The sequence below is a fragment of the Actinopolyspora lacussalsi genome (genome assembly GCA_030803735.1).
Classification (GTDB): Bacteria; Actinomycetota; Actinomycetes; order Mycobacteriales; family Pseudonocardiaceae; genus Actinopolyspora; species Actinopolyspora lacussalsi.
Genome location: JAURUC010000001.1, coordinates 1,054,365 through 1,080,448 on the forward strand (window position 1 = coordinate 1,054,365; position 26,084 = coordinate 1,080,448).

The 26,084-nt window shown below is 66.0% G+C and carries 27 protein-coding genes; 13 read left to right on the forward strand and 14 right to left on the reverse strand.

Annotated features, from left to right (window positions below):
* The first annotated feature begins 4 nt into the window (after nucleotides 1-4).
* Together cmtR and J2S53_RS04615 are read left to right on the forward strand one after the other, a co-directional pair.
* Nucleotides 5-361, forward strand: coding sequence for a Cd(II)/Pb(II)-sensing metalloregulatory transcriptional regulator CmtR (gene cmtR, locus J2S53_RS04610; protein ID WP_456239906.1), 357 nt, complete (start codon nucleotides 5-7; stop codon nucleotides 359-361).
* Entirely contained in the window at nucleotides 361-1,164 is an 804-nt protein-coding gene (locus J2S53_RS04615) for a cation transporter (protein ID WP_456239907.1), read from the forward strand. Before cmtR ends, J2S53_RS04615 begins: the two co-directional genes overlap by 1 nt.
* A 204-nt stretch (nucleotides 1,165-1,368) precedes the next feature.
* On the opposite strand, the gene J2S53_RS04620 is transcribed toward J2S53_RS04615, so the two are convergent.
* A complete protein-coding gene (locus tag J2S53_RS04620; RefSeq protein WP_456239908.1) occupies nucleotides 1,369-1,857 on the reverse strand; it encodes a hypothetical protein in 489 nt (162 codons plus the stop codon).
* 364 nt (nucleotides 1,858-2,221) lie between these two features.
* Here J2S53_RS04620 and J2S53_RS04625 point away from each other — a divergent pair, with 364 nt between their 5' ends.
* Complete coding sequence (locus J2S53_RS04625; protein ID WP_456239909.1) at nucleotides 2,222-3,460, forward strand: MFS transporter; 1,239 nt, start codon at nucleotides 2,222-2,224, stop codon at nucleotides 3,458-3,460.
* A 77-nt stretch (nucleotides 3,461-3,537) separates the two neighbouring features.
* Here J2S53_RS04625 and J2S53_RS04630 read toward each other — a convergent pair whose 3' ends face one another.
* The 5 genes from J2S53_RS04630 to J2S53_RS04650 all read right to left on the reverse strand — a co-directional run bounded on the left by J2S53_RS04630 (nucleotide 3,538) and on the right by J2S53_RS04650 (nucleotide 6,871).
* Complete coding sequence (locus tag J2S53_RS04630; protein WP_456239910.1) at nucleotides 3,538-3,951, reverse strand: hypothetical protein; 414 nt, start codon at nucleotides 3,949-3,951, stop codon at nucleotides 3,538-3,540.
* A gap of 156 nt (nucleotides 3,952-4,107) precedes the next feature.
* Nucleotides 4,108-4,860, reverse strand: coding sequence for a M24 family metallopeptidase (locus J2S53_RS04635; RefSeq protein ID WP_456239911.1), 753 nt, complete (start codon nucleotides 4,858-4,860; stop codon nucleotides 4,108-4,110).
* Nucleotides 4,861-5,298, reverse strand: coding sequence for a DUF6314 family protein (locus J2S53_RS04640; RefSeq protein ID WP_456239912.1), 438 nt, complete (start codon nucleotides 5,296-5,298; stop codon nucleotides 4,861-4,863).
* Nucleotides 5,299-5,318: 20 nt separating this feature from the next.
* Nucleotides 5,319-6,005: a histidine phosphatase family protein gene (locus tag J2S53_RS04645; protein WP_456239913.1), complete on the reverse strand. Its 687-nt coding sequence runs from the start codon at nucleotides 6,003-6,005 to the stop codon at nucleotides 5,319-5,321.
* Nucleotides 6,006-6,040: 35 nt separating this feature from the next.
* Nucleotides 6,041-6,871 (reverse strand): undecaprenyl-diphosphate phosphatase, encoded by an 831-nt coding sequence (locus J2S53_RS04650; RefSeq protein ID WP_130467285.1) that lies wholly within the window; start codon nucleotides 6,869-6,871, stop codon nucleotides 6,041-6,043.
* Nucleotides 6,872-7,162: 291 nt separating this feature from the next.
* On the opposite strand from J2S53_RS04650, the gene J2S53_RS04655 reads away from it, so the two are divergent.
* The 3 genes from J2S53_RS04655 to J2S53_RS04665 all read left to right on the forward strand — a co-directional run bounded on the left by J2S53_RS04655 (nucleotide 7,163) and on the right by J2S53_RS04665 (nucleotide 9,438).
* A complete protein-coding gene (locus J2S53_RS04655; protein ID WP_456239914.1) occupies nucleotides 7,163-8,098 on the forward strand; it encodes an aldo/keto reductase in 936 nt (311 codons plus the stop codon).
* Nucleotides 8,099-8,218: 120 nt separating this feature from the next.
* Nucleotides 8,219-9,220, forward strand: a complete 1,002-nt coding sequence (locus J2S53_RS04660) for a YncE family protein (protein WP_456239915.1) — start codon at nucleotides 8,219-8,221, stop codon at nucleotides 9,218-9,220.
* Nucleotides 9,217-9,438, forward strand: a complete 222-nt coding sequence (locus J2S53_RS04665; RefSeq protein WP_092972587.1) for a DUF5703 family protein — start codon at nucleotides 9,217-9,219, stop codon at nucleotides 9,436-9,438. Before J2S53_RS04660 ends, J2S53_RS04665 begins: the two co-directional genes overlap by 4 nt.
* Nucleotides 9,439-9,512: 74 nt before the next feature.
* Here J2S53_RS04665 and J2S53_RS04670 read toward each other — a convergent pair whose 3' ends face one another.
* Nucleotides 9,513-10,562: a lipoate--protein ligase family protein gene (locus J2S53_RS04670; RefSeq protein ID WP_456239916.1), complete on the reverse strand. Its 1,050-nt coding sequence runs from the start codon at nucleotides 10,560-10,562 to the stop codon at nucleotides 9,513-9,515.
* 227 nt (nucleotides 10,563-10,789) lie between these two features.
* On the opposite strand from J2S53_RS04670, the gene J2S53_RS04675 reads away from it, so the two are divergent.
* The gene (locus J2S53_RS04675; RefSeq protein WP_092972589.1) at nucleotides 10,790-10,969 is read left to right on the forward strand and encodes a hypothetical protein; all 180 of its coding nucleotides are present in this window, start codon (nucleotides 10,790-10,792) and stop codon (nucleotides 10,967-10,969) included.
* A 121-nt stretch (nucleotides 10,970-11,090) separates the two neighbouring features.
* On the opposite strand, the gene J2S53_RS04680 is transcribed toward J2S53_RS04675, so the two are convergent.
* On the reverse strand, nucleotides 11,091-11,873 hold the full coding sequence (locus tag J2S53_RS04680; protein ID WP_456239917.1) for an alpha/beta fold hydrolase: 783 nt from the start codon (nucleotides 11,871-11,873) through the stop codon (nucleotides 11,091-11,093).
* A 221-nt stretch (nucleotides 11,874-12,094) separates the two neighbouring features.
* Between J2S53_RS04680 and J2S53_RS04685 the strand changes: the two genes are divergently transcribed.
* On the forward strand, nucleotides 12,095-12,559 hold the full coding sequence (locus tag J2S53_RS04685; protein ID WP_456239918.1) for a GNAT family N-acetyltransferase: 465 nt from the start codon (nucleotides 12,095-12,097) through the stop codon (nucleotides 12,557-12,559).
* A gap of 148 nt (nucleotides 12,560-12,707) precedes the next feature.
* On the opposite strand, the gene J2S53_RS04690 is transcribed toward J2S53_RS04685, so the two are convergent.
* Nucleotides 12,708-13,460: a TetR family transcriptional regulator gene (locus J2S53_RS04690; protein WP_456239919.1), complete on the reverse strand. Its 753-nt coding sequence runs from the start codon at nucleotides 13,458-13,460 to the stop codon at nucleotides 12,708-12,710.
* A 163-nt stretch (nucleotides 13,461-13,623) separates the two neighbouring features.
* Here J2S53_RS04690 and J2S53_RS04695 point away from each other — a divergent pair, with 163 nt between their 5' ends.
* The gene (locus J2S53_RS04695; RefSeq protein ID WP_092972597.1) at nucleotides 13,624-14,778 is read left to right on the forward strand and encodes an acyl-CoA dehydrogenase; all 1,155 of its coding nucleotides are present in this window, start codon (nucleotides 13,624-13,626) and stop codon (nucleotides 14,776-14,778) included.
* A gap of 218 nt (nucleotides 14,779-14,996) precedes the next feature.
* Here J2S53_RS04695 and J2S53_RS04700 read toward each other — a convergent pair whose 3' ends face one another.
* A complete protein-coding gene (locus J2S53_RS04700; RefSeq protein ID WP_456239920.1) occupies nucleotides 14,997-15,578 on the reverse strand; it encodes a TetR/AcrR family transcriptional regulator in 582 nt (193 codons plus the stop codon).
* A gap of 127 nt (nucleotides 15,579-15,705) precedes the next feature.
* Between J2S53_RS04700 and J2S53_RS04705 the strand changes: the two genes are divergently transcribed.
* On the forward strand, nucleotides 15,706-16,359 hold the full coding sequence (locus J2S53_RS04705; protein ID WP_456242703.1) for a hypothetical protein: 654 nt from the start codon (nucleotides 15,706-15,708) through the stop codon (nucleotides 16,357-16,359).
* A gap of 53 nt (nucleotides 16,360-16,412) precedes the next feature.
* Nucleotides 16,413-17,336 (forward strand): CPBP family intramembrane glutamic endopeptidase, encoded by a 924-nt coding sequence (locus J2S53_RS04710; RefSeq protein WP_456239921.1) that lies wholly within the window; start codon nucleotides 16,413-16,415, stop codon nucleotides 17,334-17,336.
* Here J2S53_RS04710 and J2S53_RS04715 read toward each other — a convergent pair.
* Nucleotides 17,323-17,718: a hypothetical protein gene (locus J2S53_RS04715; RefSeq protein ID WP_456239922.1), complete on the reverse strand. Its 396-nt coding sequence runs from the start codon at nucleotides 17,716-17,718 to the stop codon at nucleotides 17,323-17,325. The two genes, J2S53_RS04710 and J2S53_RS04715, sit on opposite strands and share 14 nt — an antisense overlap.
* A 202-nt stretch (nucleotides 17,719-17,920) precedes the next feature.
* Between J2S53_RS04715 and murJ the strand changes: the two genes are divergently transcribed.
* Nucleotides 17,921-19,555 (forward strand): murein biosynthesis integral membrane protein MurJ, encoded by a 1,635-nt coding sequence (gene murJ, locus J2S53_RS04720; protein WP_456239923.1) that lies wholly within the window; start codon nucleotides 17,921-17,923, stop codon nucleotides 19,553-19,555.
* Nucleotides 19,556-19,875: 320 nt separating this feature from the next.
* Nucleotides 19,876-22,533, forward strand: a complete 2,658-nt coding sequence (locus tag J2S53_RS04725; protein WP_456239924.1) for an EAL domain-containing protein — start codon at nucleotides 19,876-19,878, stop codon at nucleotides 22,531-22,533.
* Between the two features lie 158 nt (nucleotides 22,534-22,691).
* On the opposite strand, the gene J2S53_RS04730 is transcribed toward J2S53_RS04725, so the two are convergent.
* The 3 genes from J2S53_RS04730 to J2S53_RS04740 form a co-directional block, all read right to left on the reverse strand.
* Entirely contained in the window at nucleotides 22,692-23,408 is a 717-nt protein-coding gene (locus J2S53_RS04730) for a type 1 glutamine amidotransferase (protein WP_456239925.1), read from the reverse strand.
* Complete coding sequence (locus J2S53_RS04735) at nucleotides 23,405-24,772, reverse strand: MurT ligase domain-containing protein (protein WP_456239926.1); 1,368 nt, start codon at nucleotides 24,770-24,772, stop codon at nucleotides 23,405-23,407. Before J2S53_RS04735 ends, J2S53_RS04730 begins: the two co-directional genes overlap by 4 nt.
* Nucleotides 24,773-25,616: 844 nt before the next feature.
* The gene (locus J2S53_RS04740; RefSeq protein ID WP_456239927.1) at nucleotides 25,617-26,063 is read right to left on the reverse strand and encodes a VOC family protein; all 447 of its coding nucleotides are present in this window, start codon (nucleotides 26,061-26,063) and stop codon (nucleotides 25,617-25,619) included.
* Between the last annotated feature and the right edge of the window lie 21 nt (nucleotides 26,064-26,084).

A 26,084-nucleotide genomic window follows, 5' to 3' on the forward strand; every position in this document is an offset into this window, starting at 1 on the left:
GCGTATGTTGACGTGTGAGACGCGGGAGGCGGTGCTGGCCCGGTTGGGACGGGCGTTGGCAGATCCGACGCGGTGCCGGATTCTGGTGCGGCTGCTGGACGGGGCGCACTATCCGGCCCAGTTGGCCGAGCAGCTGGGGCTGTCACGGTCGAATGTGTCCAACCACCTGTCGTGTCTGCGTGGCTGCGGGCTGGTGGTGGCCACGTATCAGGGACGGCAGGTGCATTACGCGCTGGCCGATGAGCATTTGGCCCAGGCGCTGTCCGAGCTGGTGCAGGTGGTGCTGGCGGTGGAGCCGAGCGATGCGTGCGCTACCGAGGACGCTCACGCGCGGGACGAGGTCCGGGAGGTGACTGCCTGATGACGGCGGGCTCCTCGCGTTACCATCTGCAGCTCGGGAGCACGGGTGAGACCGGGTGTGTCGATGGGTGCTGCACCCCGCAGCCGGGTGCGGCTTCCGCGGGCGCCACCGCGGTGGGGCCGGAATCGCGGCGGCAGGCGGTGCTGTCCCGGCGGATCCGGCTGCTGGTGGCGGCCACGATCTCCTACAACGTGATCGAGGCTGTCGTGGCGATCACCGCTGGCACGCTGGCCTCGTCGACGGCGTTGATCGGGTTCGGGCTGGATTCGACGATCGAGGTGGCCTCGGCGGCGGCGGTGGCATGGCAGTTCTCCGCCCGCCAAGTCGCGACCCGTCAGGCGCGGGAGCGCACCGCGTTGCGGATCATCGCGGTGTCGTTCTTCGTGTTGGCGGCCTACGTCACCGTCGAGGCGGTTCGCTCCCTGGTTGGCGGAGCCGAGGCCGAGTCCTCCACGGTGGGCATCGTGCTGGCGGCCCTGTCGGTAGTGATCATGCCAGGCTTGTCGTTGGCCCAGCGGCGCACCGGACGTCAGCTGGGGTCGGCCAGTGCGGTGGCCGATTCCAAGCAGACTTTGTTGTGCAGCTACCTCTCCGGGGTGCTGCTGGTCGGGCTGGTCCTCAACGCCGTGTTCGGATGGTCCTGGGCCGATCCGATCGTGGCGCTGGTCATCGCCGCGGTCGCGGTCAGGGAAGGCCGGGAAGCCTGGCGCGGCGACGGCTGCTGCGCCCCTACTACGGCACTGGCCGGCAACCACCCTGCCGAAGGCGACGACTGCTGTGACCACGAGGGTGACAAGCAATGATTCGCCCGGTGCACGTCCCCGGTCGCGCCGCCGCAGCAGTGGGCCACACCGTCTCTGACCCCCGCGGTTCCCGGTTGAAGCAGGTTGTGACGGTGACCCCGTAGAGGTGGGATGAGAGGTGAGGGTTCCGTTGGATGTGGAGGCTCTGGTTGTCCGTGCGCGGGTCGTGGGCGGGGCCGTGAACGGGTGGGGTGGCCTCGTGGGTCACTCTGCCCTGATCAGGGGGCTGGGGGTGTGATCTTCGGTGTGGAGTTCTGTGAAGCCGAGCTTGGTGGGCAGCGACGGTGGGATGAGGGCGAGGTCGGCGGGATCCAGCACGGGCAGCCTCCCGCGTGTTTCGACGTGTTTCACCGATTCCTTGAGCAGGTACCGCGCGATGCCGTAGTCGTGCTTGGCCGGTTTCACGAACAGTCGCCCGATCACCAGCAGCTCGTCGACCTGCCGAGAGGTCTGCGCGGCGACGTCGCGGACCCAGCGGGCCTCGGGCGGTGGGGAGACTTGGACGTGGCCGACCACGTTGCGGGTCGGGGCGACGCGTACCGGTGCCTGGTCGAACACCCAGGAGCGCTCGGCCTCGACCTCCTGCAGCCAGTCCCGGGGGTGCCGTGTTCCGAGCACGCGGGCGTGCTCGTCCAGCTCGCCCAGCAGGTCGCACAGCCGGTCGAGGTCCTCATCCCTACGTTCTCGGATCATCGTGCCTCCTAGGCTAGCGGTCGCGTCGGCGTCGGCGCCCCGATGTTTTCGGACGAGTCCGGGTCAGCACCATGATTGCTCCCGTGAGAGACCTCCGGACCGGACCCAACACACGCACATCCGCCGGGGCAACATGAAAAAGCGAAACAGCACCTTCCGCCAGAACCCGGCGATTACCAGTGCGCAAACCTCACGAGGTATATCCGCGGCGCCACCCACCTCATCTGCCTCACCCTGTTTCCGTTCAGGAAACGTGCAAAAGTGTTCCCGAGCCGTCGTAACCGAGCACGATCATGAGATCGGGTAGGTGATCGAACGCGTAAAAGGCTTTGCGCGTCGTTCCTTTTGGGCCGAGGCTGGCGCGATGGCTGTGCAGCACCGAACGGAACGCGGGAGTACGACGTACGGCGAGATTCTGGCCGAACCCGAGTTCCGGATTGTCCTGGTGGGCAACCTGCTCATGCTGCTGGCCGAGACGCTGCGGGCCCTCGCGCTGTCGGTGCTGGTCTTCGAGGCGACCGACTCGGCTCTGCTGAGCGCGGTAGCTTTCGGCGCCGGATTCATCCCGCAAGCGATCGGCGGCAGCACGCTGACGGCCCTGGCAGATCGGCTACGCCCACGCCAGCTGCTCGTTGCCTACGACCTGCTGCAGACCGCGATCACCGGGATCCTTGCCGCGGCATGGCTTCCCGTCTGGGCAGTGCTGCTGGTGTTGGCCGCGGCCGGAACCCTCTCCCCACTTCGGTCGGCCTCGACCGGGGCCCTGCTGCCGGAGATCCTGACCGGAGACCGCTACGTGCTCGGGCGATCGATCGTGCAGACGATCTCCTCAACCACGCAAATCGCCGGCTACGCGGTAGGAGGCGTGTTGCTGGCCTTGCTGGGGCCGCACACCGCTTTGCTGCTGGCCGCTGGCAGTTACCTGCTGGCCGCGGCTCTCTGGCGGCTCGGTCTGCACCACCGCGCGGCCCGAACACCCGAGCTCGCATTGGGCACGACCGCCATCGAGACGTGGCGCACCAATGTGCGTCTACTACGCAGCAACCGCAATACGCGCGGCCTGCTGCTGGGGTTGTGGCTGCCGATCGCGGCCCTGGCCGGGGCCGAGGCAACTCTGGTCGCCTATGCCGCACGCGCCGGCCTTCCGGAGGGAACTGCCGGCTATCTCCTCGCGGCGCTGCCGGTGGGCATGGTGCTCGGAGATGTGGCTATCGCCCGGCTGTTCCACCCCGCCACGCGCGCACGCCTGGCCCTCCCGCTCGCCCTGCTGGCCGGTACACCACTGCTCGCCTTCGCCGCACGCCCCGGACCCGTCATCGCGATGGTCCTGCTCGTCGCCGAAGGAACATGTGTCTCCTATTCGCTGCCGTTGCAGGCGGCTTTCGCCGAACTCGTTCCCGAACAGCTGCGTGGACGAGGTTTCGGTCTGTTCAGTAGCGGACTCATGACGGCCCAGGGGCTCGGCACCGCGGTCGTCGGGGCCCTGGCCTCCGCCATCGGGCCGGCATTGGCCATCACCGCGGCGGGCGGCCTGACAGTAACGACCGTGCTGCTGCTACGCCGATCGTTCACCCCCGCACGGCTGCTTCACCCAACTCGATGAGTTGTACGCCACGGCGCAGAGGTGCAGAGCTCGTCGTCGACGTTCAGCATTCAGCACCAGGTCGAGCGCGCCGAGTGTCACCCGGTTCGCATCCTGCTGGAACGAACGGCGGTGGTCAGTCCGGTGACAAGCCCCGTTCCGGCCAGCATGCCGGTAAAGACCAGCACCGCGCCGACACCCCACAGCCCGGTGCTGTCGGTGTTGGCGGCCGTCCACGACCACGCCGCGGTGAACGACAGCGGCATGATCGCAAGCACCAGCCACCAGGGAAGTCTGACAGTGGCGAACACCCCCAGCCCGATCAGGCACACCACGCAGCCGATCACCTGCCACGCCTGGTACGGGCCGCTGGCCGTCCCCGTCGCAGGGTCGGTGTGATAAATGTGGTCCCACGCCATCCAGCCCCACCAGCACGACGCGGTCAACAGCGCCAGCACCACGCCGCTGATCAGCTCGCGGTAGATCCGTGCCACGAGTCGCCGTCCGCTCATACCCCCACGGTGACGAGCTCACCCGTGACCGGGCATCCGTGAAACTACCCAGTCCGTCCGGGTTGCACTCGGCAGCACCGCGATCAACGAACCCGACCTCGCCCACCGTGTCCGGCCGAGGTGCCGCGATCCCTGCTCAGCAGAAAACGCCGGTGATCACGAGCTGGTCAGCACTCGCGGCCCCCAGCGGGTGACCGCCACGGTGTGGCCGAACACGCACGCCCGACTGCCGTCACCGGTGACCACGACACCGTCCTGCCCGCGCACCACCTCGTCACTGCCGCTGTCGCAAACCCCGGCCACGACCGTGAACACCAGTCCCGGACGCGACGTCACACCCGTCGACCGCTTCCCGGGTGCCGGAACCACGGGGCCCTCACACACCCGGCGGCCGATCCCGTAGCCGCACCCCACCGGCATGCCGCAGCCGGCACCCCGCGCGACCACCCCGATCGCGTGCGCTACCTCCCCCAACCGGTTGCCCACAGACACGGCTCCGATGCCGCTGCGCACAGCCTCGGCAGCCGTCTCCGTCAACCGGAGGTCCGACTCGGCGGGAACCCCCACCGACGTCCCGAACGCCGACCAGGCACACCAACCGGCCACGCTCGCCGCACATTCCACAGTCACCAGTTCACCGACACGCAGACACTCCCCCGCTGGTGGGCCACCACAGACCACGTCGTTACGCGAGAGCGACAACGCACGTGCGCCACCACCGGGGATCGGTACCGCCGGCGCCGCGCCCCACTCGGTCAGCGACGCCACCGCGGCCCGTTCGAGGTCCGCAGGAAACACCCCGGGAAGTACCCGCTCGCCCACGCCCGTCAACGCGGCTGCCACGGCAGCACCCGCCGAACTCAACAGCTCGAGCTCGTCGTCACCGCGGAGTTCGACACGGTGACGCATTCACATTCCCCGTCCCCCGGAGTCGCCGCGGCGGAACTCGGTACGCAGCGTGTGGTTCTTCGTCGGCCCGAAGACCTCCCAACACTGCCACCACGTGTCGGCGTCGAGCACCTCGAACTCACCGCGATAGAGATCGTCGCGACACGGATGAGTGGTGTCGCAGTGCCCCTCACGCAGATCCAACTCGTGGAAGAAATCCCCGTAGTCGAAATACACCGCGGCCTGCCCCGGCCCGGTCAGCTGATACCGCAGTTGCCGAAAAGCCGAGCCCTGATAACCACCGAGCCGCAGCGTTCCCCGCTCCCCATAGGTCAACACCTCACCAGCGGGTGCGAACGATGCCGAACCGGTGAACTCACCCCACCGCTCCCCCTCCGGCGAGAGAATCGTTCGGTGCAACGACCACGAGCCCACCAGAAACGCGCTCAAATCGAGCACGGGATAACGGCGCGAACCAGTCAACCGCCCGTCGACCCCCCAACCACGGCATCGCCCGAGGTATCCTTCCGATCGGCGGGCAACAGCCCAGACAGGTCGGTCCCGGTGTCATTGATCCGCAGCACGAACGGCCTCGTGTCGGTGTAGCGCACCACGCTGAACGAGCACGGCTCGACCACGATCCGCTGGAAACCGTCCAGATGCAGCCCCAACGCGTCGGCCAGAATCCCCTTGATCACATCGCCGTGCGTGCACGCCAACCACACCGCTTCCTCGCCGTACTCGGCCGCCAACCGCGCGTCGTGCGCACGTACCGCGGCCACGGCCCTGGCCTGCACCCCGGCCAGCCCCTCACCACCGGGAAACACCGCGGCCGAAGGATGCTGCTGCACCACCTTCCACTGCGGCTCCTCACTCAACTCCCGCACCGAACGCCCGGTCCAGTCACCGTAGTCGACCTCGGCCAGATCCTGCTCGGTCTCCACCGCCAGACCACGCTGCCCGGAAAGCCCGGACAGCGTGTCGACACAACGCCGCAACGGAGAAGCCACCAAAGCTCGCAACGGGACGGGCGCAAGCCGCTCGGCGAGGCCGATCGCCTGTTCCCTCCCGCGCTCGTCCAACCCGACACCAGGCGTGCGACCGGCGAGCGTACCGGCGCCGTTGGCCGCCGAACGGGCATGTCGCAGCAAAATCACCGTCGCCACGGCGCCAGCATACGTGCCGCCCGGGCCCCGCTGGGTCAGGCCTGCAGCACCCCGAACGTCAACAGCACGTACACCGCCACACCGACAACCACACGCCACCAGACGAACAGGTAAACGCTGTGCTTCTCCACATACCGCAACAACCACGCGATGCAGGCGTAACCGACCAAACCGGCCAGAATCGTGGCCACCAGCATCTGCGGACCGCTGGGCTGCACACCCGGCCCTTCGGGATTGAACACATGACCCAGCTCCAGCAACCCCGCGGCGAACACCGCCGGAATCGCCAGCAGGAAGGAGAACCGCACCGCCGTGGTCCGGTTCAGCCCCAACGCCAACCCCGCGGTGATCGTGCCGCCGGACCGGGAAACACCCGGCACCAGCGCCAACGACTGCGCCAACCCCATCAGCACACCATCGCTGAGCCGCAACTCCGCCTGCTTACGCAACTGCGGCCCGTAACGCTCGGCCACCCCCAACAACAGACCGAACACGATCAACGTCGTAGCGGTGATCCACAAACTGCGCAACGCACCACGAATGAGATCCTGAAAAAAGAACCCCAGAATGCCGATGGGAATGCTACCCACGATGACATACCACGCCAACCGGTAATCCTGCGTCCGGCGAATCTCGGCGTTGACCATCCCGCGAAACCACGTTCCGATCAACCGCACGATATCGCCGAAAAAATAGATCACCACAGCCAGCTCCGTGCCGATCTGGGTAACCGCCGTGAACGAAGCCCCGGCATCGGTGTCGAACAGCAACTGCGACACGATCCGCAAATGCCCCGACGACGAGACGGGCAGAAATTCAGTCAGCCCTTGAACCACCGCAAGCACCACGGCCTGCAACCACGTCAACGAAACCCACTCCAGCACAGTCGAATTTCGCGCCCACCAACCGGGACGCCATCTCTACAACCCCTCCCGCCCCAAAGATCTTGCAGCATCCCCCGAACCAACCCAGGAGCGCCCCCACCACCGACAACCTCCAGGGCAAACCCGCTTTCCCGCAAAAGCAGCCCACCACGCAACACCCGTGCCCCACCCCCCACCACCACAGCGGCGCTGTGATACGCGCCACCACGCGGACGAATCGTGTCGGGCCCGACACACAGCGAAACGACCACACCAGGAATACGCTGTGCCCTCGTGCGACAACGACAACTCGGCAACACCGGTCTACACGTGTCCCGACTCGCACTGGGCACCATGAATTGGGGATACAGCACCCACACCGACCAAGCAGCCGCCCAACTGGCCACCTTCCACGAAGCCGGCGGAACCCTGCTGGAAACCTCACCCACCTACCAACAGGGCCGCAGCGAAGCCATCCTCGGTGAACTGCTGGAAACCACCGTCCCGCGCGAACGGCTGACCATCGCCACCCAAACCGAGCCCCGAGGCACATCCCGCACCAACCTGCTCGACTGCCTGCACGGCTCACTACGCCGCCTGCGCGTGGAACACATCGACCTGTGGCAACTACGAGGCTGGAACCCGAACATCCCCCTGCAGGAAACCCTGGAAACACTCCAACACGCCGTCAGCAGCGGCAAAGTGCGCTACATCGGGCTGTCCGAACAACACAGCTGGCAACTGGCCACCACCGCCACACTGCGCCGGACACTCCCTACACACCTACCACTGGCCAGCACTCAAACCGAGTACTCCCTACTGCGGCGCACACCGGAAAACCGACTCCTCCCCGCGGCCGAACACCACCAGCTCTCCGCGCTCGCCCAAGCACCACTCGGCCGCGGCATCCTCACCGGTAAATACCTCGACGAAACCCCACCCGACTCCCGCCGTGCGGACCCGAACCTGACGGCCTACATCGACCACCACGACACCACCCGCGCCGCACGCATCACACACGCCGTGACCACAGCCGCCGACGGACTCGGCACCTCACCCGCGGCCGTCGCGCTCGCCTGGATCCGCGACCGCCCCACCGTGGGCGCCCCCGTGCTCGGCGCCCGCACCCACGAACAACTCAAAACCTGCCTCGGCTGCGAGGAGATCACTCTCCCACCGGCCATCCAAGCCGCACTCGACGACGTCAGCGACCCGCACAACGGCCACTGAACCACCAACCCCACCCCGGGTACCCCCGCACGCCGCGACGAGCAACCCTGTCACAACCCCACAACCGAATGCGGGACCCTGGGAACCAGTCCGTTCCCGCACACCCAGGGGAGATCGTCGTTGCGTCGCCTGATCACCACATGTCTGGCCGCAGTCGCACTACTGACCGCATGCTCCGGCGACAACACCTCCCGCCCACTGCAGGTCACCGACCAGCTCACCTCTGCCACACCGGCCCCCGCCCCCCAACCACGCACCCAACCGGCAGGCACGGTCGTACCCGCCCCCGCCACCGAACACATCACGCTCGTCCCACGACGACACACCCTCGCCCTGACCAACACCGACACAGCCCGAATCAGCCTGTTCGACACCAACGCACCAGGACAGAAACCCCGCACCGTCGAACTTCCCGCCCCGGCGAGCTCGCTGCGCCTCGGCCCGGACGGAACAACCCTGCTGGCAGCACTGTCCGAGGCCAACACCGTCGCCCGCATCGATCCGAACACCGCACGGATCACCCAACGCACCGACGTGCCGGGCTCGCCCACCGACGCACTCGACGTCGGCGACAAACTCTTCGTCAGCCGCTCACAAACCGACGACGTCGCCATACTGCGCGACGGCGAGATCCAACAACGCGTCGACGGATTCCCCGGCGCCGACGACCTCGTGCGACGCGGCTCCACAGTCGTCGTTCTCGACCGGCTCACCACCTCACTGACCCCGATCGAGATCAACTCCGGCGACAAGCAACCAGCGCTACGCGCCGGTGAAGGCGCCACCAACGCGATCGCCGACGAATTCGGCCGCGTGCTGGCGATCGACACCCGCGGCGAGGAGATCATGGCCTTCGCCACCGACCCCCTGATCATGAAACAGCGCTATCCCGTTCCCGGCTCCCCCTACGCACTCGCGTTCGCGCCCCGGCGCGACCTAGCCTGGGTCACACTGACCGCACGCAACCAACTCGTCGGCTACGACACGGCAGGCGGGCAACCGCGTGAAGTCCACCGCCTACCGACCGTCAGACAACCGAACTCGGTGGCGGTGAACCCCCAAACCGGGACGATCTACATCGCCTCGGCGACCGGGGACGGCCTACAGGTGGTACGAAATTGACCGACACCGGATCCACGGGGGCAGACCCCGACTGGGAGTACCAACCGCTGCGCCTACCAGCCGGGGTCTCCCGGCTCAGCGCGGCGACCAGGCTCAGCATCCACGCCGAATTCGCCGGCTGGGAACTCTCCCGCGTGCTGCTGTACTCCGACGGCACCCGCAAGGTATGGCTACGCCGCCGACGCACCACCCCGGGCCTGCCCAACCCACTGCCCTGAGGGGCGAACCCGGCAGTAAAGCCACCCGAAACCGCACAAGCCCACACCATCCCCACGGCCCGGGAAATCACGGCTCACGGAACCCGGTGCAACCACTCCTCGGTGGCGAACTTCTCGGAGATCAGCTCCTTGGCACGGCGCTGCTCGTTCTCGGTGATGCGGTCCTCGACAAGTCCGTATCGGGCACCGAAACCGCCCACCAGCCGATCGATCACCATCTGCCGCTCCAACCCGGTCTGACGCCGCAGCGGATCCACCCGCTTGACGACACTGCCGACCCCCTTGTCCGAGAGCTTCACTCCACCGACCCGCAGCACCTGCCCCAGCTTCTCCGCATCCACGTCGTAGGACATCGTCACGTGATGCAGTACAGCCCCCGCCGCCACCCGCTTCTGCGCCGCACCACCGATCTTGCCGCCGTCAGAAGTGATGTCGTTGAGCGGCTGGTACCACACGTTCAGCCCCAACTCCCGCAACACCTGCAGCACCCAGTCGTCGAGAAAGGCATACGAGGCCGCGAACGACATTCCCGCCACCAGCGAACTCGGTGCGTACAGCGAGTAGGTCACGGTGTTGCCCGGTTCGACGAACATCGCACCACCACCGGTGATACGTCGAACCACCTCCACCCCGTACCGTTCGGCGCTGGGCACGTCCACCTCATTGCGCACCGACTGGAAACTGCCGATGATCACCGACGGAGCGGCCCACTCCCAGAAGCGCAACGTGGGAGGCCGGTTCCCGGCCGCCACCTCCTCGGCCAACACCTGATCCAACGCCATGTGCATCAACGGCGAACGAGCCGACTCCCGCACCAACCGCCACTCGTGATCGAGCCACCCCGTCGACCCGGTCACCGCGCGCCGCACCGCCACGGCCACGGACTCGACGGTGAACCCCACCAACCGTGCCTCGGGGTCGAGTCCCTGCCGGACAAGAGCGGTCAGCGTCTCGGTGTCCGCATTCACGGAGGCGCCCCGCAACGACCGATTGAGATCTTCCAACGCCTCGTCGGGCTCCAGGAAGAAATCCCCACTGATCCGCACCCGACTCAATCGCTGGTCCACCACCTCCACATCGGCCGAAACCAGCTTCCCGTCCGGAACCTTGTACTCACCGTGCACCCGTGTACCTCACTCCCAGCGCCGCGTCATCCGTCCGAGAATCAACTCTAGGCAGCACAAGCCACGACTCCCCACGAGCGCTGCGAAGTTGTGAGATGCGGAACGAGTCGCGGTGACGTTCCTCAATCCGAGTACGTTTACCTCGAGGACACGCCAATCGGAATGCGCACGCAACGTGGGAGCCGCATGATGGGCGGATACAACCACCTCCCGCTAAGGAGTACACCGTGCACTCCGAGCAGAACGAAGCCAAGCACCCCGTCACCACCACTCCCCTCGATCAGGAAGCGATGCGGACGGCAGCACTGCGGATACCGAGGCAGAGCGCCTACCACTTCAGCGACACCACCACCATGTGGGAGTCTGATGATCTTGAGGAGACGCACTTCGTTCGCGGTTATGACTGAGTATTTATTCCGTATTTGGTAGGTGTTGTTTTACTTGGTTTTTATTTTATTCAAAACTGAAATGACAGCATGAATAAATTCACTGCACCACACCACGGGCAGCACCCTCGAGCGCGAGTGATCAGCCCACGTCCAGGAAACTGGCGATGGTCGAGGCGAAAGCTTTCTCACGCACCACACCGAGGTGATCCCCGGCGAGAGTGGACAGGGTCGCGTGTGGAAGTGCCTCGACGAGTCGTTCGGGATTCCGGGCCAAGTAGTCCTCGGTGCCCGCGATCAGCACGGTCGGGGCTGTGATCGCGTCCAGCTCGATCGGGGTGTCATGGACCGCCGCAGCCTGCGCTGCCAGCGAGGGAAGATCGGCACCGTTGGCCTCGGCGAACCGGCGGAACTCCGCGGCCGGCCCGGTCAGGTTGGTGGGATCGTCGGCACGCAGCGCCGAAACCAGCTCCCCACCACCATCCAACGCGCCGGTGTCGACCCCGCCGAGCTCGACGACAGCCCCACCGACCCCACCCACGACGAGGCGACGAACGCGTCGATCCCGACTGGCCGTAAGCAGCGAAACGATCGCACCCATCGAGTAGCCGACCAGATCGACCTCGGCCAGCTCCAGCCGATCGAACAACTCCTGGTGGTCACGGGACATGTTCCGCTCACCGAAGAAGGCCGGATCCCCGCTCTTCTGCGAACGACCGTGCCCGCGTGCGTCGACACCGACCACCCGCCGACCGGATTCGAGTAGCGCATCGACCACACCGGGCCCCACCCAGTTCGACTCCGTGCTCGCCGCGAAGCCGTGCTGCAGCATTACCCGAGGAACCCCTTCGGCGGCTACCCGTGGTTCCCAGGTGTGATACGCGATCTCGGCACCGTCGAAAGACGTGAAAACCGCCGTGTCCATACCGTTGCTCCTTGCGCTACGCGGACTGTCGTCGAGCACGAGCCCTGCCGGTGCCATACGACGAACGAAACCGTACCGCGTTGGTCGAAGGTGAACGACACCATCCGCGATCACGCCGAACGCACCAGCAACGGATCCCGGTGACGAGGTGAGCACAGAGAGCGGAACAACCGTGCTGAAACGCCCTGGCCCGGGAAGCACAGCGTGACAGAATGCCACTGATGAGCGATCTCGAGATCAGAACCGAGGATCCCAACTCCACGGAAGCAAGGGAACTGCTCGGCCGGCACCTGAGGTTCACTCGGGACCACAGCCCGGCCGAGGAGTGCTATGCGCTCGACGAAACGGGCCTCGACTCGAAGGACGTCTCCTTCTTCGGCCTGCGCGACAGCTCCGAGCTGCTGGCCATCGGCGCGCTCAAACGGATCGAACCGTTCCACCTGGAACTCAAGTCGATGCACACCACGGAGTCGGCCCGGGGACGCGGTGTGGGACGAACGATGTTGCGTCAGCTCGTGGAGTGGGCAGGCTCGAACGGCTACTCACGGATAAGCCTGGAGACCGGGAGCAACGCGGCCTTCACTCCCGCTCGCCTGTTGTACGAATCCGCCGGATTCCGGATCTGCGAACCGTTCGGGGACTATGCACCCAGCGCCAACAGCGTCCACATGACTCTTGAGCTGTAACTGTCCTCTTGTGCTCTGAAGCGTTATTGGTTTCTTTTCGTGGTTTGGCCTGTTTGATGTTGTGTTTTTATTTCGGTCAACACTGAAACGACAGATGTAATTTATCGAAAACGTACTACGGCACACGTCGAGTATCGGAGCGGCTTGCTCAGTCCGAGTCGTTCCCGTCCATCTCGCGCAGCACACTCTCGATCCGGTCACGCACCGTGTGAACGGATGTCGAGGTACGAACGACGCCGACAACGACCTCTCCGGTGTCGGTGGCCGACTCCGGAGACGAGACGCGCGTGTCTTCGGCCGTCACTTCGTGCAGCGCTTCCCGCAGCGCCGCACGCGCGTCGAACCCTCCCCCGCTCTTCAGCCAACGACGCAACACGTGGTTGTGCGTGGCCACGACCGTGGCGGCGGTGACAGCGGCCCGCAGCTCCGCGTCGGGCGGCTCCGAGAACCGTTGTCGGAGATAACGTGCGAAGACCCGCTGATAGCGATCGATGCTGACGATCTCGCGGTCACGCAACGAGGGAACCTGCCTGGTCAGTTCGAAACGCTTCAACGAAACCTCGGGATCGGCCAGATACATGTCCAGCACCGTCTCCGCTGTACGGCACACCACCGCCATCGGCGGCTCGGATTCCCCGGCCTGTTCGAGCTCGCGTACGACCCCGGCGAGACGCTCGTCGTGGTCCGGGAACACCACTTCCTCCTTGGAACGGAAGTGCCGGAAAAACGTACGTCGCCCGACCCCCACCGCCGCCACGATGTCCTCGACGGTGGTGGACTCGTAGCCCTTGGCGGCGAACAGGTCGAGCGCGGCCACGGCCAGCGCACCACGCAGTTGACGGCGTCCGTCCGCCGTACGGCCTGCGCGCGGCTTGGACTCACCGGAGTTCCCCTCGGACATGCCGGGAATGTAACAGGCCAGGATTGCTGATGGCACTCAGTGCCGCTAGCATCGCGACAACATGCCGCACCACGGCACTCGATGCCAATCTCAGGTGTGTTCCCAAGTCAGAAACAGCAGGAAGCCCGGCTACGGCCGTGTCACATACCAGGAGGACTCTCTCGTGGAATCGAGCTTCGACACCTACCAGCTCTCCGAAGAGCACGAAGCGCTCCGGGAGGCTGTTCGCTCTCTCTCGGAGAAGGAGATCGCACCCTACGCGGCGGAGTGCGACGAGCAGGAACGCTACCCGAGGGAGGCCTTCCACGCGCTGTCGAAGTCGGGGTTCGCCGGGGTTCACGTTCCGGAGGCCTACGGCGGGCAGGGAGCGGACTCCGTGGCCACCTGCATCGTCATCGAGGAGGTGGCCAGGGTCTGCGCCTCTTCCTCACTGATCCCGGCGGTGAACAAGCTCGGCACGATGCCGATCCTGTTGTCGGCCTCCGAGGACCTCAAGCACAAGGTGCTGCCCTCCATCGCGGCGGGTGAGCACACCGCCTCCTACGCGCTTTCCGAGCGGGAGGCGGGCTCGGACGCGGCCGCGATGAAGACGCGGGCACGCCGGGACGGCAACGACTGGGTACTCAACGGCACCAAGTGCTGGATCACCAACGGTGGGGAGTCCAGTTGGTACACGGTCATGGCGGTCACCGACCCGGACAAGGGCCCGAACGGGATCAGCGCTTTCGTCGTCCACGCCGACGACCCGGGCTTCGAGGTCGGCGGCAAGGAGAAAAAGCTCGGGATCAAGGGGTCACCGACCGCCGAACTCCACTTCAACGACTGCACCATCCCGGAGGACCGCATCATCGGTGAACCGGGAACCGGCTTCAAGACCGCGCTGCGAACCCTGGACCACACGCGCCCCACGATCGGGGCGCAGGCACTGGGCATCGCGCAGGGAGCACTCGACGCCGCCGTGGACTACGTCAAGGAGCGCAAGCAGTTCGGACAGGCCATCGCCGACTTCCAGGGTGTGCAGTTCATGCTCGCCGACATGGCGATGAAGATCGAGGCGGCTCGCCACATGATCTACGTCTCGGCGGCACGTGCCGAGCGCGAGGAGGGCAACCTCGGTTTCATCTCCGCCGCGGCGAAGTGCTACGCCTCGGACGTGGCCATGGAGGTCACCACCAACGCGGTGCAGTTGTTCGGTGGAGCCGGCTACACCCGCGACTTCCCGGTCGAGCGCATGATGCGCGACGCCAAGATCACCCAGATCTACGAGGGAACCAACCAGGTCCAGCGCATGGTGATGGCCCGCTCGCTGCTGAAGTGAGGATCGGCGCGACGTGAGACTCCGGCGCTCCGTCGATCTCGTGTCCGGCGGTCGGTCCGATCGTCGACCGTCGGACCAGGCCGGCGTCGCCACATCCCACGAAACACGTACGGCGGAACTTCGGCCGGTATCTCGACCACGTCCGTGGGCTGCAGACCTCGCCCACACCGAACGTTTCAGCCCGGTTCGAGCGGTCCACCGATCGCTTTGGTGCGTACTCAAGCGGGAGAACCCAGGACGCAATCGACCGCGGTGTGGAGCGTCTCTGCCTCGGACCGCAGGATCGACTCCTCGGCCGGGAGCGCCCGCTCGATCGACAGGCCATTGAGGACGGTACAGAGGAACCTGGCGCGTCGCGTGTTGTCGCCGTCGGCGAGCGCGCCCTCCTCGACCAGGACGCTCAACCAGTACTCGACACGACGCTGTCCCTCGCGCTCCATGCCCAGGTACGCAGCGCGGACCTCATCGGTCTGCTCGGGGACGATGAAAGTCCGGAAGACCGTGATCCAGGCCTCCCGCGCCTGTTCGCCGACCGTGGGGGTCAGCACGAGCCGCAGACAGTCGATCAGCCGTTCCCTGGCGGGGACGGTCCGGTCGTGGATCCGATCGTCCGAGACCACCTCGTCGTAGACGCGTGCGAGCACCGCGTCCTGCAACGCACGCTGCGTCGGAAAGTGGTGGCGGAGCGATCCGGTGCTGACACCGGCCCGCTCCGCCACCGCGCGCACGCTGAGCCGTGCCCCCGCGTCCTCGCTGATCATCACCGCGGCCGCCGCGATGATCCTGTCCCTTGAACTCATGTCCTGCTCGTCCGCCGTCAACCTCAACCTCCTCCAACACACTGTACTAGTACGCTGTGCTAGCGTGACTTCAGCAAACCAACACGGTGTGTTGGAGTATTCCACCAAGGGAATTGGAGAGGTGTTCGTGTTCGAGGAGTGGCGACGTCGACGTGCCGCGAGACGTGTACGCGAGGGTGACGGTCGAGCACTGCAACGCTTCCGTTGGTGGCAGCTGCCGGGACGCGCGCTGTTCCGACTCCGTCTGCCGCGCCCCTCGGGGACCCAGGTGGACTACGCGGTCGACGTGCGGCACTGGCAGAACCAGGGTTCCGGGAAGGTCGAGGCGCACCTCTACCTCGACGATCGGCAGCACGCCGTCTCGAAGCTCCCCGCCGTGTTTCCCGTCGAGGGCGGCACGATCGAGGTGGCGATGAGCGGTTTCGGGATCAAGCGCTGCCACTACGTGACCACCGGCGGTGCCGAGAAGCAGCTCGTCCCCGATTCCCGATCGGCGGAAGGACGCCGCGCACGCCTGGAGCGGGAACATCCCGTGGTCAGCCGCGGTATCGGTCTCCTCTCGCTGGTCCTGCTCCTGATCGGTGCCTGCCTACTCCTCCTGCAGATCGTCGAACCGGTTTCGCAGATCCCACCCGTCGCCCAGCGCTTCGGAAGCTTCGAATCCCCGATCCAACCGCCGCTGTGGCTCAACCTCACGCTCGGCGCCTCGGCTGCGGTAGCCGGTGTGGAACGAGCCCTCCGCCTGCGATACCACTGGCTGCTCGACGGTGCGGCGAACTGATCGCGAAGCGCCGCCGTGCCTCTCGCCGACCACGAACTCCCCGGGAGTGCGCAATGCCTACTCGTCCCCTCGACGCCTCCGCCCCGCCGATCGACACATCCCGACCGTTCGGCGCCCATGTCCGGATGAACTGGTGGAAACCCCTGGTCATCGTCTCGGTACTGCCGGTGGTGATGGTCCTGCTGCAGATCGTGTTCTACTACGCGGCCGCGGTGATCGCGGGGAGGGACGATCCGCTCACGAACGAGATGACGCCACTGACGCTTCTGGCGAACAATCTCAGCGTAGGGGTGACAGGCTTGCTGGCCTTGTCATTCGTGGTACGGCTCGCCGAGGTGCCCTGGCACAGCCTCCTGAGCTCGTCGCGACGGCTGGACTCCCGACGTTGGAAAGTGTATTCCGGCGGCTCCACTCTGCTGGTCGCCGCGGGTGTCGCGCTGGTGGCGCTCGTCGCTCCGGGCGACACCGGCTGGACCGGCTTCGAGATCACCAACACGACGGTGGCGCTTCTCCTCGTCGTCGTGCTGACCACCCCGCTACAGGCCGCCGGTGAGGAACTCATCTTCCGCGGCACGATGCTGCCTGCGATCGCGTCATGGGTTCCCGCAGCACGTTGGGCGCTGCTCACCGGGCTGGTGGGGTCGAGCATGGTGTTCGCGCTCATCCACGGGTCGGCCGATCCGTGGCTACTGGGTTATTTCACCGTCGTCGGTGTCTGTACGGGCCTGATGGCGGTGATCAGCCGAGGTCTCGAAGCACCGATCGCGTTCCACGTCTGCAACAACCTCGTGGTGACACTGCTCAATTCGCTGTTCGCCGACGGCGGCACGTCCACGTACGAAAGATCGGTGGGTGCGGGTGGACCGTCCTACCTGATCCTCGCCGCGGTCAATCTGGCGGTGGTCGGCCTGGTGTGGCTATGTGAACGTGGATGGCATCGCCCGGGGAGGTGGGAGGACCGCACTAACCACGGCTGAGCTGCGCGTCGACGAACTCGTCGACCTCCTCGTGGATGCGACTCAGCCCCCAGGCCCACCCCCATCGGTCCATCCCGGACAGTTCGCCGATTCCCCCGAGAAATCGGGCGCGCACTTCCTGGGACCAGAATCGCTCACTCGGTCCGAACTCCAGCACCACCCAGCCCCCCAATTTCTCGGGGGCCAGCGCCTCACCACCACCGCGGCTCACCCGGCCGGGGCGATAACGACTCCAGCCGCTGGACGGGCCCGCCAACCGCGCGAAGCCGTAGAACAACCCGCGCAGCTCCCCCACCGCGCAGTCCACCCCCGCACGGCGCCAACTGTCCAGTATCCGCACCTCTGCCGGAAGATCTTCGGAAAACACCGGAGAACCGCCCATCACCCCTCCCCTGTCGAGTCGGCACGACTCCCCCGGAGGGGTCAGTATGCGCCCGAGAAGCCCAGCTCGCACCGGAAGTTTTCCATCGGAATCACGTGGTTGAGCGTTTTCGAACCCGCGACCGGCTCAGTGCTTCGTTACGGTTTGACCAACCGGATTCGGCGGTGCCTGAGCAGCCGTACTTCAGCCAGGGGGAACTTCCGTGGTCGAGCAGCGCCAGCGTCCACCACGTGGGCGAACGCCGTCGCTGGGCAGCGCCAGCGGCGCCATGGCCGTGGCCACCATGGCCAGCAGGATCAGCGGACTGTTCGCCAAGGTGTTGCTGGTGTGGGTACTCGGTCTGGGAATGATCAACGACTCCTACACCGTGGCCAACACCCTGCCCACCGTGGTCAACGAGTTGCTTCTGGGGGGCGTGCTCACGAGCGTGGCCGTTCCGCTGCTGGTGGGCGCGCGGCAGAACAGTGCGGAGGAGGGCGAGTCCTACGCGCAGTGGATGATCACGATGGGCGTGGTTCTGCTGGTGACGGCAACGACACTGGCAGTGCTGGGGGCGCCGCTGCTGACCGAGCTGTACCTCGGCTCGCACACCCGTGCCAACAGCGGGTTGACCACGGCCTTCGCCTACCTACTGCTGCCGGGGATCGTGTTCTACGGCCTGTCGGCACTGCTGATGGCCATTCTCAACGTACGTCAGGTGTTCGGCCCACCAGCCTGGGCACCGGTGATGAACAACCTGGTGATCATAGCCACGGTGAGCCTGTACGCGGTGACTCCCGGCGAGATATCGGCCGATCCGGTGCGGATGGGGCAGGCGAAGCTGTTGATTCTGGGACTGGGCACGATGCTCGGAATCGCGGCACAGAGTGCGGTGATGGTGCTCTCGCTGCGTAGAACCGGTTTCCGGTTCCGTTGGCGGTGGGGTTGGGACCGGCGGCTGGCGGAGTTCGGTTCGCTCGCGGGTTGGGTGGTGCTCTACACCGTTGTCAGCCAGATCGGCATGATCGTGACCATCCGGGTGGCCGGACAGGGCACGTCGGGAAGCGTGGCGACGTTCCACTACGCGTGGCTGCTTTCGCAGGTTCCCTACGGGGTGCTGGGGGTCTCACTGCTGCAGGCGCTGATGCCGCGAATCAGTCGTTCGATAGCCGAGGGGGACACCGAGGGATTCGTCCGCGACGTGGGGTTGGGGTCGCGGTTGAGTGCGATCCTGCTGATGCCGGTGAGCGCGTTCATGCTCACGGCGGGATCGGGTATAGGGGTGGCGTTCTTCTCGCTCGGCCAGGGCAGTGTCGGCGCCGCGGACCGTCTCGGGATCACGCTCGGCGTGGCAGCGGCCGGAATCGTGCCGTTCTCGATCACGATGCTGCAGCTGCGGGCGTTCTACGCGATGAAGGACGCCCGGACGCCGATGCTGATCAACGTGATCATGGTCGTGTTCCGCACCGTCGTGTGCTACACGCTGCTGATGTGGTTGGATCCGCGCGACCTGGTGATCGGCGTGGCACTGGCCATGTCGTTGAGCTTCCTCGTGGGCGCCGCCGTGGGCCAGTGGTGGTTGCACATCCGACTCGGGCGGATACAGACCAGACGGACCCTGGTCGGGGTTGGGTGGTCGCTGCTTGCCTCGGTAGTGGGATGCGGAGTCGCGTACCTCGTCTGGCACTGGCTGGGAGGGAGTATGCACGGACTCGGTGACGTGGCCACGGCCTGGGTGGGCCTGGGAGTTCGCGGCACGCTCGTGCTCGGCCTCGGCTTCGGACTGATGCTGTTGTTGCCGATACCGGAGATGACCATCATCCGGCAACGACTGCGGGGACTGCTGAACCGGGTGTGACCTGCTCCCCTTTCCACTGCCGCACGGCAGGTCCCGGCTCGCGGAAGTACGCGATCGTGAAGTTGCCACGAGGTTGGTAAGCGGCGTACACGGGCGCCGGAGAACCTACCGGAAGCGAACCCTGGATACCGTCCCGCGGTCGTATCCCACGTCGGAAGTTCCCGCGATGAGTTGCTTCCGATGCTGGTAGATCTCGGAATCTCTCTCTATCCTTGCGGACAAGACGGCTGGTGAACGGCTGCATACCGACTGTGCGCAGGTACTGGCCAAGGATGTCTTCGATGGCCGGCGCCTGGTGGGCGTGAACCGAGAGGAGCGCGATGCGCAGGGTATTGCAGATGAGCAGTGACACGTTGTTCCAGGCTCTGCCGACGGCGATGGCGGTGCTGGATGAAAACGAGCGTGTGTTGGCGGTCAACGAGTCGCTGTGTGCGCTGCTGGGCCGCACCCACGAGAACCTTGTCCGGCGCTCGTCGATGGAGTTGCTCTCACCACATGACCGCGGCAGCACTCTCACGGCGTATGCCGGTGGTGTCGGCACGGACCGCGGTGGCGACGGGTTGACGCGTCATCAGCGACGGTTGCGGTGTGCCGAGGGGCGGACGGTGTTTTGCGATGTGCACGCCACGTTCCTGGCGTACGAGGGGTGGGCCGGTGTGTGGCTGGTGGCCTTCATCGATGTCGGGCAACGTCACCACTACACGCAGGCCCTCCACGCCGAGACCGAACATGACGAGCTGACCGGGCTGCTCAACCGCAAAGGCGTGCGCCGCCTACTGGACCAGCAGCTGTCCGACGAGGGACAGCGTGAGGGCGCTGTGCTGTTCTGCGATCTCGACAACTTCAAGCGCATCAACGACACGCTGGGGCACACGGCCGGAGACGATCTGCTGGTGCGGCTGGCACAACGATTGCAGCAGGGGTTGCCGTCGGAGTGCGCGGCGGCACGGCATTCCGGCGACGAATTCCTCATCGTATGCCCGGACGTGGCCGCCCACGGCGGGCCGCTGGAGCTGGCCGAGAGGATCTCGGTGCTGCTGCGCACGAATATGGCACGGGAAGACCATTTGATCGCGGTCTCCGCCTCGATCGGAATCGCCACCACGAGCGATCCCGGGGTTGAGCGGCCCGAGGAGCTACTGCGATTGGCCGAGGTGGCCATGTACCAGGCCAAAGACCACGGCACCGGACATGTTTTCCGCGCCAATGCCGGCTTGAGCACATCGCTGGAACGCGAGGCCAACTTCGAACAGGAACTGCGCCAGGCGCTGGCTCGCGATGAGCTGACGCTGCACTACCAGCCCATCGTCGACCCCACCGGCCGCGTGCACAGCGCGGAAGCGCTGCTGCGTTGGCCGCATCCGCAGCACGGCCTGCTGTCGCCGGGGACGGTCCTGCCCGCCGCTCGCAACGCCCACCTGGTCTCCGAACTCGACCGGTGGGTTTTGAGCGCCGCCGCGCGTGAAGCGGCAATCTGGCCCGACCAACAGGGGCGGCCCGTGGCGGTGACGGTCAATCTCAGTAGCACGCTGCTGCACGAGCCCGATTTCGCAGCGCAGATCGAACGGATCGTGCCCGCGACCGGGCTGGATTGGCACCGGCTCGTCCTGGAGATCACCGAAACCGACCTGCTCGATCTCGCCCCGGCCACCCTGACAGCCATGCACGAACTCGCGGAGCGGGGCGTGCGGTTCGCCCTGGACGACTTCGGCACCGGCTATTCGTCCTTGGAACGCCTCAAGGAACTTCCCGTCCAGATCCTCAAACTCGACCGCACCTTCGTGGCCGGTCTGGAGCGGGAAGCGGTCGATGCCGCCATCGCCGGCGCTGCCCTGAGCATCGCCCAGGCCCGGAACATGACTTGCGTGGCCGAAGGAGTGGAAACCACCGGCCAGCTCTACCAGCTGGCGCGAATCGGATTCACCGACTACCAGGGCTTCCTGTTCGCGGCAGGCGTCCCCGCTGCCGAGCTGCGCGCTCTGATCCAGCGTCCCCCCACCCTCGCGGCCCGCAAGGAGGCGGGGAGCCGCCCGCACCCCATCGAAACCCAACCCGCGCCCGACGATCCCGACACGATGCCCCGCACACCGACCATCACACCGCCGAGCCGGCGAACGACCGGCGAAGTCACCACCGCGGGTGCCCCTGTTCCGGACGGGCACGAATGCTGGATCTTCCGAGACCACGAGGAGTTTCGCACCCGCGCCCGCGAGTACGTCCGGGACGGACTCAGCCACGGGTACCGGATCGAATACGTGGACCACGCCCCCGCCTCGCGGTTACGGGCACAACTCGCCGCCGACGAGATCCTCGGCCCAGCGATGGAAACGGGCGCGATGAGCGTCGCAACCATCGAAGAGTTCTACCCCACCAGCGACGGGGGGATCGTCGACGCCGAAGCGGCCATGGACGCCCGCCTCACCTCCGCCGAGAAGGCGCTCGCCGCCGGCTACACCGGTTTTCGGGCCATCGTCAACGCCACAGCCATGGTCACCACCCCCGACCAGCGCGCGGCCTTCGCCTACTACGAATACCTGTGCGACCACGTGATCAGCACCGAACCCGTGACCGCACTGTGCGCCTACAACCTCACCGAGCTCGGCAGCGCCGCTGTCGCCGAGATGGCCTGCCTGCACCCGGTAACCACGCCCACCGCCAGTCCCTTCCGCCTCTACGCCGAAAGCACTGACGAACACACCGACAACGAATACGACACCCGCCTCGCCCTGACCGGGGTGCTGGACCTACCCTGCGCCAACCTGTTCACCGCCGCGCTGGAGCACACCCGAGCCCACAACCTCCTGATCAACGACCGCGGCCTCGACATCCTCGACCCCCGCGTCATCCACGCCCTCGACCAGCATGCCCGCGCCCACCACAAACACGTCACCCTGCGACTGACACAGCCCTTGAGCACCCGGCTGCGGCCGCTCCTCCACAACCTCACCCACACCCGCATCGAAACCCACCAGGCGTAACCCACCCTGACCGCGACCCCACCCGCACGGAATGTGCTTTCCGACTTCGAGGAAACGTCTGAAGTCACGGCTTGCCGGGGATCCTGCTCGGCTACCACTCGGACGCCAGGAGGCTCTCGCAGAAGGAGAAGCGAGGTTACCCGGCCCGACGCGTGCGGTCATCCCGCGGCTCGCGCCCGTTCGGTCCGCAGCTCGGTGAGTTCCGGGAAAGGAGCCAGTTCGGACAACGGCTCCCCTACCGCCCAGGACAGCATCGTGTCCGCCAACGCCGGATTCCGCGCCAGCGCCGGGCCGTGCAGATAGGTGCACACGACACGCCCGCTGACAGCCCCCTCGGTGTCCTCGGAGCCGTTGCCGATGCCGTGCAGCACACGTCCCAGTGGACGGGCCGCCGGACCGACCGTGCTCCTGCCGAGGTGGTTCTCGAAGCCGGTGAGCAGCCCCAGACCGTGCTCCTCGGAGCGCGTGCTCAGTTCGCCGATGGCCCGGTTGGGACCGGGCTCGGTGGAGATGTCGATGAGTCCCAGTCCGTGCTGAGTGGTGCCGTCACCGGTGGTGAAGCTGGTGCCCAGCACTTGCAACCCACCACAGACCCCGAGCACGACCGCCCCCGCGTTCACGGCCCGCCGGAGTCCGTCACCACGTGCCAGGAAGTTCACCGCGGCCTGTTGCGCGACGTCCTCGCCACCACCGAGCAGATAGATGTCGCAGGACTCGGGCAGGGTTTCGGCCGAGGACAACACGGTCACGATCTCGGCGCGATAACCTCTCCAGCGAAGCCGTTGCGCGAGTACCAGGGCGTTTCCCCGATCCCCGTAGGTACCCAGCAGGTCGGGCACCACGAGTGCGATGCGGATCGCCGAATCGTCGGTCAATGTTGTTGCCTCTTCGCGAACAGGTCCCGGAAAGCAGTGTAGTTGGCGATGATCTCGACCGAATCGGCCGAGTCCCCGATGGTGGCACTGTGCAGTGCTCGCTGCACGTTCGTGGCGATTTCGCAGTTCACTTCCGCGTAACGCAGTCGGACGGCCAGATCCAGCGCCCGCTCCCCCGTGACGACGACCTTCCTTCCAGCCAGCCGCTCGAACTCGATGTCCCACAACCAGGAGACGTCGTGTCCGTCGGCCTGCCTGCTGTTGACGACCAGGATCAGCGGGCGGTCGTTCTCGGCCACCAGGTCGAGCATCTCGAGCCAGCTGGCCGGGTTCTTCGCCAGCAACAGCCGCACGTCGTGTCCGGCCATGGTCGTGTGTTCGTATCGGCCGCTGGCATCGCGCAGTCGACGGATACGGTCGAGCGCCTCGGCGCGGGGTATGTCCAACGCCGCGGCGGCCGCGAGCGCGAAAGTGGCGTTGACCCGATTGACCTGCCCGGGCAACGGCAGGGATAGTTGCTCGCTCGCCCCGTCCGGAGCGGTGAGCCCGCCCGCGTCGACCGTCCAGTCGGCGTGGGGCCTGCGCAACCCGCACACGCACTCCCACGACTGGTCGAGTTCCCCGAGGAAGGCCCCGCACCTGGGGCAGTTGAGCGCGTCGTGTTTCCAACGGCAGCCGCCCGAGACCCAGGTCACGTGGGGATGGTCGGCCGCGACCGAGACGATGTTGGGGTCGTCGGCGTTGGCGACCACCCGTGCACCCGGTGCCTGCCGCAGCGCGCGCCGCAGGCTGGACTCCACGCTGCGAATCTCCCCGACACGATCGAGCTGGTCACGGCTGAGGTTGAGCAGCAGAATCACCGAGGGCTGGAATCGGTCGGTCAGCTGGGCCAGATGCAGCTCGTCGACCTCCAACGCGGCATACGGCGCTCGTGGCTCGGCCATCAGGGCGGCGACGTGGCCGTCGAGCATGTTGGCCCCGGTGGCGTTGCTGACCGAGGCCCCACCGGCACGCAGCGCCTGGGCCACCATGTGGGTGGTGGTGGTCTTGCCGTTGGTGCCGGTGATCACCACGATTCGTTTGTCCACGACCAGTCGTGTGAGCAGATCCGGTTGCAACGCCAGTGCCACTCGGCCTCCGATGATGCCGCCGCTTCCCAGCCGCAGGCTTCTGGAGGTGGTCGTGGCGAGTCTTCCCGCCGCCAGTGCCGTGCCGGTGCGGAGTCGGGACAGCACGTCGGCCCGCCGCGCACGTCGCGCGGAAACCACTCGCCAACGCTGTCCGGGATCCGGTGCGGACGGTGTGTGCTGTTGTGATTGACCCGTTGGTTCGCTTCGCTCGCTCCGGCGGGTCGTGTTCGTCATCGACCGGTCCTTTCCTCGACGCGGCGGACTGGGGGCGGCACCGTGATCCGACGGCGGGGCGGGCTTCGTGACTTCGTCTCACTGTCGTCGTCAGCGCGATCGTTGGCCGCTGATCGCGTAATGAGGAGTCGGATACCGAAAATCGCGGCCAGTGTCGTTCCCACGGCGACGGCAGCGATACCCACCCATTCCCGGGGTAACGCGACGGCCAGCTGTAGTGCCGCCGCGAGACAGGGCAACTGTTCTGCGAACATGATTCATCGTGTCCGTTTCCGCGCGTTCACACCTATGACCGGCGGCTTCTGAGTCCGCTCTCACACACCTTCCGAATCCGATTCGTGGATCGTTTCGATCTCACTAAGGGTGAACCCTCGACCACAGTTTACTCCGAATCGCCGACATCGGGAGTCGACACTCATTCCCGCCATATATCTCCCCCAAAAGAATGACACCACACAACGGAGTTACCGCGTGTGATTAAAACACGAAAATCAACAGTTCACTGTTCGTATTCAACGGCTCGTCACACAACAGTCCCACCTTCCCGATAGAAATCGAGGCAACACGCAGTAGCAGAAACCGAAGGACGATCCAAAACGGACCCGAACACCCGAATGACATCCACTTGACTCGAACGAGTGAGTGAAACACGCTTGAACCACCGTCGAGGAAATCCGCCGGAAAACGGCTGGTTCGCCGCGTGCGCACCAGCGTACCGAGGAGGCACCGATGGAGATGATCGTGCTGCTGTTGCTGTCGGGTTTCGTCGCGCTCGGAATCGGGTGGACGGTTTGGGACATCCACATCGACAGACGCAGGTAGCGGTTCGCCCTCGGGGAACTGATCACGTCGGCGGGGGATCGGCGAATCTACCCCGAAGCATCCCCGTGGCCTGGCCGACTTCGATGAGATAACCGTCCGGGTCGCGCAGATAACAACGCAGCTCGGCCCCCCGATCCACCGGAGGAGTCAGGAATTCGGCTCCCCGCTCGCTCCAGTCACGATAAACGGCCCAGATATCGGCGACGCGTATGTTGAGGAAACAGGACACCGGATCTCCGTCGGCCGGCGGACGCAACGTGGTTTCCGGCTTGTCCGGAGTGGGACCGCCTCCGGGATTCATGATCAACCAACTGTTGGCCACACTTAGCGTGCACGGATTCTCCTCGAGCACCACTCGGCCGCCGACGACATCCCGGTAGAAAGCGCGCGAGCGGCTCACGTCGCTGACCGTGAGAAAGTGGGTCAGCAGCATTCCCTCGCTCGGTGCCGGGAATTCCTGGACACTCATAGTCACCTCATCCGTTCCGCG

Excerpts from the sequence above, each read along its gene's own strand:
- cmtR (WP_456239906.1), top strand. The coding sequence starts at position 5 with ATGTTGACGTGTGAGACGCGGGAGGCGGTGCTGGCCCGGTTGGGACGG.
- J2S53_RS04615 (WP_456239907.1), top strand. The coding sequence starts at position 361 with ATGACGGCGGGCTCCTCGCGTTACCATCTGCAGCTCGGGAGCACGGGT.
- J2S53_RS04620 (WP_456239908.1), bottom strand. The coding sequence starts at position 1,857 with ATGATCCGAGAACGTAGGGATGAGGACCTCGACCGGCTGTGCGACCTG.
- J2S53_RS04625 (WP_456239909.1), top strand. The coding sequence starts at position 2,222 with ATGGCTGTGCAGCACCGAACGGAACGCGGGAGTACGACGTACGGCGAG.
- J2S53_RS04630 (WP_456239910.1), bottom strand. The coding sequence starts at position 3,951 with ATGAGCGGACGGCGACTCGTGGCACGGATCTACCGCGAGCTGATCAGC.
- J2S53_RS04635 (WP_456239911.1), bottom strand. The coding sequence starts at position 4,860 with ATGCGTCACCGTGTCGAACTCCGCGGTGACGACGAGCTCGAGCTGTTG.
- J2S53_RS04680 (WP_456239917.1), bottom strand. The coding sequence starts at position 11,873 with ATGGACACGGCGGTTTTCACGTCTTTCGACGGTGCCGAGATCGCGTAT.
- J2S53_RS04685 (WP_456239918.1), top strand. The coding sequence starts at position 12,095 with ATGAGCGATCTCGAGATCAGAACCGAGGATCCCAACTCCACGGAAGCA.
- J2S53_RS04690 (WP_456239919.1), bottom strand. The coding sequence starts at position 13,460 with ATGTCCGAGGGGAACTCCGGTGAGTCCAAGCCGCGCGCAGGCCGTACG.
- J2S53_RS04700 (WP_456239920.1), bottom strand. The coding sequence starts at position 15,578 with ATGAGTTCAAGGGACAGGATCATCGCGGCGGCCGCGGTGATGATCAGC.
- J2S53_RS04710 (WP_456239921.1), top strand. The coding sequence starts at position 16,413 with ATGCCTACTCGTCCCCTCGACGCCTCCGCCCCGCCGATCGACACATCC.
- J2S53_RS04715 (WP_456239922.1), bottom strand. The coding sequence starts at position 17,718 with ATGGGCGGTTCTCCGGTGTTTTCCGAAGATCTTCCGGCAGAGGTGCGG.
- J2S53_RS04725 (WP_456239924.1), top strand. The coding sequence starts at position 19,876 with ATGCGCAGGGTATTGCAGATGAGCAGTGACACGTTGTTCCAGGCTCTG.
- J2S53_RS04735 (WP_456239926.1), bottom strand. The coding sequence starts at position 24,772 with ATGACGAACACGACCCGCCGGAGCGAGCGAAGCGAACCAACGGGTCAA.
- J2S53_RS04740 (WP_456239927.1), bottom strand. The coding sequence starts at position 26,063 with ATGAGTGTCCAGGAATTCCCGGCACCGAGCGAGGGAATGCTGCTGACC.